The sequence below is a fragment of the Pseudomonas syringae group sp. J309-1 genome, from assembly GCF_032582135.1.
GTDB lineage: Bacteria > Pseudomonadota > Gammaproteobacteria > Pseudomonadales > Pseudomonadaceae > Aquipseudomonas > Aquipseudomonas quasicaspiana.
The window spans coordinates 49492-57016 of the sequence record NZ_JAWHNU010000047.1 but is presented as its reverse complement, the minus strand read 5'-3'; the positions used below and the strand labels follow the sequence as shown (position 1 = coordinate 57016).

6 protein-coding genes are annotated in these 7525 nt (G+C 54.3%); 4 read left to right on the top strand and 2 right to left on the bottom strand.

The features are described 5' to 3' along the window. The first annotated feature begins 233 nt into the window (after nt 1-233). Both rhtA and RX972_RS21640 read left to right on the top strand, forming a co-directional pair. Nucleotides 234-1121: a threonine/homoserine exporter RhtA gene (gene rhtA / locus RX972_RS21645; RefSeq protein ID WP_255878610.1), complete on the top strand. Its 888-nt coding sequence runs from the start codon at nt 234-236 to the stop codon at nt 1119-1121. A 176-nt stretch (nt 1122-1297) separates the two neighbouring features. Continuing rightward, nucleotides 1298-1597, top strand: coding sequence for a hypothetical protein (locus RX972_RS21640; RefSeq protein ID WP_255878609.1), 300 nt, complete (start codon nt 1298-1300; stop codon nt 1595-1597). Between the two features lie 47 nt (nt 1598-1644). Here the strand turns inward: RX972_RS21640 and RX972_RS21635 are convergent, their stop codons facing one another. Then, nucleotides 1645-3453: an aminopeptidase P family protein gene (locus RX972_RS21635; RefSeq protein ID WP_316878373.1), complete on the bottom strand. Its 1809-nt coding sequence runs from the start codon at nt 3451-3453 to the stop codon at nt 1645-1647. 57 nt (nt 3454-3510) lie between these two features. Then, complete coding sequence (locus RX972_RS21630) at nt 3511-4689, bottom strand: aminotransferase class V-fold PLP-dependent enzyme (protein WP_316878371.1); 1179 nt, start codon at nt 4687-4689, stop codon at nt 3511-3513. Nucleotides 4690-5573: 884 nt separating this feature from the next. On the opposite strand from RX972_RS21630, the gene RX972_RS21625 reads away from it, so the two are divergent. Together RX972_RS21625 and RX972_RS21620 are read left to right on the top strand one after the other, a co-directional pair. After that, nucleotides 5574-6368 carry a hypothetical protein gene (locus RX972_RS21625; protein ID WP_316878369.1) on the top strand — a complete coding sequence of 265 codons (795 nt, stop codon included), beginning with the start codon at nt 5574-5576 and terminating at the stop codon, nt 6366-6368. A gap of 33 nt (nt 6369-6401) precedes the next feature. Next, nucleotides 6402-7523, top strand: a complete 1122-nt coding sequence (locus tag RX972_RS21620; RefSeq protein WP_316878367.1) for a DegT/DnrJ/EryC1/StrS family aminotransferase — start codon at nt 6402-6404, stop codon at nt 7521-7523. Nucleotides 7524-7525: the final 2 nt, after the last annotated feature.

The following is a 7525-nucleotide window of genomic DNA, read 5'->3' as shown; positions in this document are numbered from 1 at the left end:
TCCAACTCATTGATTATCAAGGAGTTTTTCGTTCTGTCTGCGCCAGAAGAGGTGCGAATTATAGAGAGATTAGAGAGGCCGTCAACCCCTAATTTCAGTTTTCCCAAAAAAGCTAAAAAGATACTGCTTATATAGAAGAACAACTCACCATGAGCATTATATTGCGCAGCAAGATCTTCTTAAGCATCATATAGCCTTTGCACCAACTGCCCGCTGACTGGAACACCCTCCCCATGAGCAACAACCTGCGCCCTCTTTCCCACACGCTATTCCCTATCGGACTACTGCTCATTGCCATGGCATCCATTCAGACCGGAGCATCAATGGCGAAGACGCTGTTTCCTTTGGTAGGTGCGCAGGGCACGACTTCTTTAAGGTTGATCTTTGCCAGCGTTATTCTGCTGCTGGTACTCCGCCCATGGCGCGCCAGATTCACCGCGAAGTCATTGCGGACAGTGCTGTTCTACGGACTGGCACTGGGAGGCATGAATTTCCTCTTCTATATGTCGTTGCGCAGCGTCCCGCTAGGCATTGCCGTAGCCCTGGAGTTCACCGGGCCGCTGGCTGTTGCTTTGTTTGGTTCACGCAGACCACTCGACTTCGTCTGGATCGCGCTGGCCGTAACGGGATTGTTGCTGCTCATTCCGACCGGCGCAGAAAGCGCGAGCCTGGATATGACCGGTGTGGCCTATGCGTTAGGCGCCGGAATCTGCTGGGCAGGCTACATCCTGTTCGGACAGAAGGCGGGGGAAGATAACGGCATTCAAACGGCAGCGCTGGGCGTACTCATTGCTGCCCTCTTCATTGCCCCGATTGGTGCCGTGCATGCAGGCTGGGCGCTCCTCGATATTGGCTTGATTCCTACCGCTATCGGCGTAGCGATCTTGTCCACTGCCCTCCCCTATAGCCTGGAGATGGTCGCACTGACCCGGATGCCTGCACGAACATTCGGGACCCTGGCCAGTCTGGAGCCGGCATTCGGAGCGTTATCAGGCATGCTTTTTCTTCACGAAAATCTGACCCTTACTCAATGGCTGGCCATTGGCGCGATTATTCTGGCCTCAGCAGGCGCAACCCTTACAGCACGACGTGAAACCGCACAATTGGTCCCTGCCGACTGAGCCTTTACCTGCTCAGATACAAGATGTCACTGGCGTTTTTAGCGATGTTAAGCCATGTTTACCCCATGGCAACGCCACAGCCGAATCCAGCTACGGCAGAATGCCAAATCATCTGAGTGAGTAACCGCATCCGGGCTGGGCACTGGCGCTCAACAAAGGCCAGAGTAAGGAAGGTAATGAATTATATTTTTATAGCGCTAGCGACACTAATAATCACAGGCTGCGCAGCTACTTCGGCCCCCGTCAAGCAGACCAAACGAGGGATTCATATCAACTGCTCAGGCTTATCGTCTTCGTGGCAAAGGTGCTACGAATTGGCAGCTGACTCATGCGTTTCGAAAAACTTCAGAGTCATTGCCAAATCAGGCGATGGCCTGGAAGACCCGGGCGACTATCCTTTCGGTTTGAACCCCGCCGGCTACACCAGTCGCAGCATGATTATCATCTGCAAAAAACCTGCAAAAGCCGCTGACTAAAGGAAAGTATGGCGGCTGCATTCACCGCCATATAAACCTCAAGCAGATCAGACCGCCACAGTACGCATTCGCAGCCACTCAAGCGCTGCACCCTGCAACAGTGGGCTCAAGCGCTGATTCACCTGAGCGTGATAGTCGTTCAACCATTCACGCTCATCCTGCGTCAGCAGCCCGATCTCCAGGCATCGGGTATCGATCGGGCATAAGGTCAGGGTTTCGAACCCGAGGAAGTCGCCGAACTCCGTACTCTGTGCCTCACGATTGATCACCAGATTCTCGATTCGGACACCCCATCGACCCGGACGATAAGTACCCGGCTCGATCGACGTAATCATGCCTGGCAACATGGCGGTTTGAGGCGTAGCCGGAGCCTGGTAGGCAATAACCTGCGGTCCTTCGTGGACGTTGAGGAAATAGCCAACACCATGCCCGGTGCCGTGACCGTAGTTCACACCTTCAGACCATATTGGCGCCCGGGCGATGGAATCCAGCAGCGGCGACAGAATGCCTTTAGGAAAGTGCGTACGGGATAACGCGATCAGGCCTTTGAGTACTCGAGTGCAATCACGCTTCTGCTCTGCACTTGGAGTACCGACAGGAACCATGCGCGTGATATCGGTCGTGCCCCCCAGGTATTGGCCACCGGAGTCAATGAGCAGTAGCCCGTCCCCCTCGATCTGCGAGAATTCCTCCGGTGTAGCACGATAGTGCGGCATCGCTCCATTACCATTGAATCCGGCAATGGTAGCAAAACTGGGCGAGATGTAACCTGGACGGCGTTGACGAGCCTGTCCCAGCTTTTCATCAACAGTCAGCTCGCTGACAGGGTCGTGCCCCAATGCAGAATCAAGCCAGCAGAAGAATTCACACAACGCCGCGCCGTCCTGCTCCATGGCCTGACGGATGTGTGCGGTGTCGGCTTCACTTTTCTGGGACTTGAACAAGGTTGTCGGGTTGAGGCCCTCCACCAGCGTGACTTCTGCATCCAGGTAATCCAGTAGTCCGCAGGTCACCCGGGCAGGATCAACCAGCAGGCGAGCATCTTTAGGCACTTCACGCAATGCTGCGCCAATCTGGGTGTACTCCAGCAACGTAACGCCGTCCTGCTCGAGACTCAGGCGTACGCCTGCGCTCAGCTTGTCCGAGTCAACAAACAGACTGACGCTGTTCGGCCCGATCAGAGCGAAGGAAATGAACACGGGATTGTAGGAGACATCTGAACCGCGAAGATTGAACAGCCAGGCAATGTCATCAAGCGTAGCGATGAAATGCCAGTCCGCACCACGCTCGGTAATGACCTGACGCAGACGAGCGAGCTTTTCTCCTCGTTTGACAGAGGCCTGAGGCGGCAAATGCTCATAAACAGGGCTGACGGGTAACGCAGGTCGGTCTGTCCATAACTCAGTCAGCAAATCCAGGTCAGTACGCAACCTTGCTCCACGCTCATAGAGCTTGCTCGCAAGAGTCCGGGAAGAGGCAACCGCCAACACAGCACCATCGACTGCCACAACCGTTTCGGTCTTGGCCTGATCAGCCAGCCACTCCAAAGGCCCTTGCAGCCCCGGCTGGAGCTTGACCAGTTCAATGCCGCTGCCAGCCAGCTCTTTGGTGGCCTGCTCCCAGTAACGGCTGTCCGCCCATAGCCCGGCAAAATCCTGAGTAACGATCAGCGTTCCGACCGAACCATGAAACCCCGACAACCATTGTCGTCCTTGCCAGTAACCTGGCAGGTACTCAGAAAGATGCGGGTCGGCCGAAGGCACCAGATAAGCATCGATACGCTCGCGACTCATCAAGGCCCGTGTCTGCGCCAGACGTTGCGCGACGGCTGCGCTGGGTTTCGATTGCGTACTCATTGGTTCTCCTGCTGACCCGATAAATTAATCTCTTGCGGGCAGATAATGGAGCACCAATCAGGACTGAGCAACCGCCCAGAACGCAGGTTGTACCCTTGCAGCCTTGATCAGCGACGCTGCGCGCTCGATTTCTTCTTGAGTGGTAAAGCGTCCGAGGCTCAGGCGAATGGTTTGACTGGCCGCCTTTGCGTCATGACCCAGCGCCAGCAAAACATGTGACGGGGTGTTTTTTGCCGAGTTACAGGCAGACGTCGAGGAAAAAGCCAGACCGTGGCCCAGGACTGCAATGTCCAGATCACTGTTGCCGAACGTGAGACTCAAGGTATGAGGTATGCGCTGAGCCGCGTCGCCATTGATACGCAAGCCGGAGACATCGGCCAGCTGTGTACATAAAAGCTCGTTCAAACGCTGAATATGAGCAGTTTCTTCGTCAAACAGCGTCTGCGCCAACGCAAAGGCTGCGCCCATACCGGCAATCTGATGCGTGGCCAGCGTGCCTGAACGCAGGCCACTTTCGTGCCCCCCACCATGAATCTGCGCTTCTACACGCTGTTCGGCTCGCGGCCCCACATACAGCGCACCAATACCTTTGGGACCATAGATCTTGTGCGCCGAGAACGACATCAGGTCCACCGCCAGTTCGGCCAGATCAATCCTGACCTTGCCAGCCCCTTGAGCAGCGTCAACATGGAACAGTGCCCCATGCTCGCGCACATGCCGACCGATCTGTGCAATATCGGTGAGCGTCCCCAGCTCGTTGTTGACCAGCATCAACGACACCAGAAAAGTATCTTCACGCAGAGCAGCGGTCACTGCCTCGGGAGCGATCAAGCCATTCGTATCAGGTGCCAGGTAAGTGACTTCAACACCCGCCAACTGCAGCTGATGAGCGGTATCCAGAATCGCCTTGTGTTCGATCAGGCTGGTAATAATGTGCCCGGAGGTAAGCCCGTGGCGCTCTGCATAACCTTGAGCAACGCCCTTCAGCGCCAGATTGTTAGACTCGGTCGCACCCGAAGTCCAGATGACCTGCTCCGCCTGAGCACCTACCAGATCAGCAACCTGCTGCCGCGCAATGTCAACGGCAGATCGCGCTTCGCGGCCATAAGCATGTGAATTGGATGCCGGGTTACCAAACGTGCCAGACCTGCCCAGGCATTGCACCATGACCTCAATGACACGCTCATCAACGGGAGTGGTAGCAGCGTAGTCAAAATACAGCGCAAGATTTTTCATCAAACCACCTTCAAATGCGCAGCCCGGAACGCCGGACTGTTTGCGTAATACGAGTCGCGATTCCTGCGACGCTCAAACTGAACCTGTGGAGCATCATGCATGAACAGACATAGATCAAAAAATTATTAATTAATATTTGCTTATTCAAAAAAGACATATACAAGCAACTGTCTCAAGAGCTCCATGATACTCCACGCACATTCCATGCCCAACAGCAGGAGTAACAAGCCCCTGTCAGTACTGACCGGCACCCTTCTAGCGCCTATAGATATATTCAAAGGGAGTGAATATCAATCATTACACTCATTTGAATAATATTATGTTTCCTTTAAAGATTTATATAACCCTCTCTTTCGCCGACGAACTTCTGGCGTTATAAAAACGATAACGGCGTTTAGAGCCTTCAGTTTATGAAAATTGTAAGAGTGCCCAAAAACCGTCACCGCACCGAAGCAGTGCGCGTAATGTTTTTTTGACTCCTTATAAATCAACAACTTGAGATATATTTAAAACCACTTATCAAAAACTTAACAGAATGTTGACGAAATAATTTGACAGAAAGCCAGGCGAGAACGATATATACGCATGTCAGACATTTCCTTGTCAGTGCAGTGTTACCAAAGAGTAACGCGCAGGAAATATCGAGCCAACACACTTCTTGAAATGCCTCACGTTAGTTATCTGCACGGCGCACTTTAGCGCCGGTGGTCGTCCTTTGATTAACAGAAAAGAGCCCAGCTGCTGAGAGCAGTCGGAATGGCGGTAGCGTGGCCCGGGAATCTGCGCCACGTGACGGGAAATACGCTCAAGACCTCCACACACTGGATCAAAGGATTCGGGCGGTAGCGTGGACGAGCTCACCTTCAATATCAGGGATTGAATTGATGCCATCTTCATTTGCCATGGATCAGCCGCAGATAAAGCAGATTGCTGAGCAGATCGATGCTCAGGGGTTCTGCCAGATAAGCGGCGCACTCAACGCCAACGACCTGCAACTGCTGCGCACCTACACCCAAGCCGAGGCGACACTGCATCGGGGTGAGTACTTCGCTCACCACGGTAAGCAGTTACTGTCGCAAAGTTCGCTGTCATCGCTGTGGGAGTCTGCGGACTTCCAGCAAATGCTGGCCGGCCTTTATCGCTCGGCCACCGGCGTGGAGCCCGCCAGCACCGAAATTTTTCCGGTTCTGCGCTGTGTTCAAGGCAACCAGGGGCGTCGTGAATCCAACTGTTTTCATTTCGATGCCAGCCTGGTTACCGTGCTGGTGCCTGTGTTCATCCCTACCGAAGGGGACGATCGCGGTGACCTCATGCTGTTTCCCAACCTGCGCAAAGTGCGGCATAACGCGGTGTTCAACGCCGTTGAAAAAGCGTTATTGCAGAACGCCTTCAGCCGCAAGTTGCTGGTCATGGCCATCCAGCGAGGCTGGCTCAAGCCCGAAACACTGACGCTCAAACCGGGCGATATCTACGTGTTCTGGGGCTACCGGACACTGCATGCCAACAAGCCCTGCGGCCCCGAGATTACCCGGGCGACGGCAATCTTCCATTTCGGCGATCCCCATGCCGGCAGCCTGACCACGCGGCTGATCCTGAACATCAACCAACGCCGCGCCCGACGCGCCAGCATCAAAGCGGGCGCAGTCCCCACGGCAGTCACACCCGGCAAATCGCTCTGACACCTGCGTTAAACGTCAAACATGGAGGCTTCGATGATCAACGTAACCAAGACATACCTGGGCGATATCGGCAAGTTCAAGGCTTATGTAGAAGGCATTTATGCCCGGGGCTGGCTGACCAATCACGGACCTCTGCTGGGCGAACTGGAAGAACGCCTTAAAGAATATCTGGGCGTCAAACATATCATCCTGACCAACAACGGGACGCTGGCGTTGCAAGTGGCTTACCGTGCGCTGAACCTTGGTGGCAGCGCGGTCACTACCCCCTTCAGTTTTGTCGCAACCAGCAGCTCCTTACAGTGGGAAGGTATACGGCCATTGTTTGCCGACATTGATCCCGCCACCTGGAACATCTCGCCGGACCACATCGAAAGCCGCATCGAGGCCGATACAACCGCTATCGTCGGCACCCATGTATTCGGCAATCCCTGTGCTGTCGAACGCATTGAACAAATTGCGCTCAAGCACAAACTCAAAGTGATCTATGACGGTGCCCATGCTTTTGCCGTGCGTCATGCGGGCCAGTCGGTGCTCAATTGGGGCGATGTCAGCACCTTGAGTTTCCATGCCACCAAACTTTTCCACACCATTGAGGGCGGCGCGATCATCACCAATGATGACGAAATAGCCAAACGTGCCTATCTGCTGTGTAACTTCGGTATCTCTGACGTAGACAAGATTGACAGTATTGGCATCAACGCCAAGCTCAACGAATTTTCTGCCGCCATGGGTCTTTGCATCCTGGATGACATCGAGAACATTCTTGAAGAACGGGCTGAAATTGCTTACCGCTATACATCCCGACTGGAAAACTATCTGGATCTGCAGCAAACCGAGGCAGACAGCCAGCTCAATCACAGCTACTACCCGGTAGCCCTGCACAACGAACAACAATTGCTGCGCATACGCACTGCACTCAACCATCGGGACATCAACCCACGACGCTACTTCTATCCGTCGCTGGATACCCTTGAGTACCTGCAGCCGCAGGTTCCCCAGTGCGAATCCCGTGCGTTGAGCGAACGCGTACTGTGCCTGCCGATCTATCCCGGCCTGCAAAGAAGCGATCAGGAAAAAGTCATCAACACGCTGCTCGAAGAGTGCAGCATCAATAGCGCGCGCTACCGCAGCCCGCTCATCGCTCGGGCGATGTAATT